Annotated in this window: 1 protein-coding gene; it reads right to left on the minus strand. The window is 69.7% G+C overall.

From position 1 onward, the window contains the following. The coding region (locus Q0L15_RS17435; RefSeq protein ID WP_296605722.1) for an ABC transporter ATP-binding protein at nt 1-624 on the minus strand (624 nt) is incomplete at both ends.

The following is a 624-nucleotide window of genomic DNA, read 5'->3' on the forward strand; positions in this document are numbered from 1 at the left end:
CGATCCGCCGGCTGCTGTCGTCGATCCACAGCTGCTTCATCCAGTACTTCGACAGCAGGCCCTGCACCCGGTCGGGGTCGTCGCCGAGGTTGTCGCGGAACGCCGGCTCCATGGTGGCGAAGACCTCACCCCCGTTGACCCACGGCAGCGACTCGTTGTCGACGATGGTGACCTGGTCGGGCATCTGCGATTCCTCTCCGGTCCTCAGACCGTGGCTCGGCTGGGCGAACAGCTGCGCCGTCGGTCCGACCTCGACGAACTCGCCGAGGTACATGACCGCGACGCGGTCGCTGACCCACTCCACGGTGTGCATGTCGTGCGAGACGAACAGGTAGGCCAGGCCGAGGTCCTCCTGGAGCTCGGCCAGCAGTGCCAGGATCTGCGCCCGGATCGACAGGTCCAGAGACGAGGTGGGCTCGTCGAGGACCACGAAGCGCGGCCTGCTGATGATCGCCCGGGCGACACCGACGCGCTGCTGCTGGCCGCCGGAGAGCTCTCCGGGCAGTCGGGCGGACGCGTCTGCTGGCAGCCCGACCCGTTCCAGCGCCTCGCGGACCAGCCGGCGGGTCTCCGTCGTCCCGAGCTCCGGCCGGTGGATCTGCAGCGGCTCGGCGACGATCGCCC

Source organism: Nocardioides sp. (assembly GCF_024509035.1).
GTDB lineage: Bacteria > Actinomycetota > Actinomycetes > Propionibacteriales > Nocardioidaceae > Nocardioides.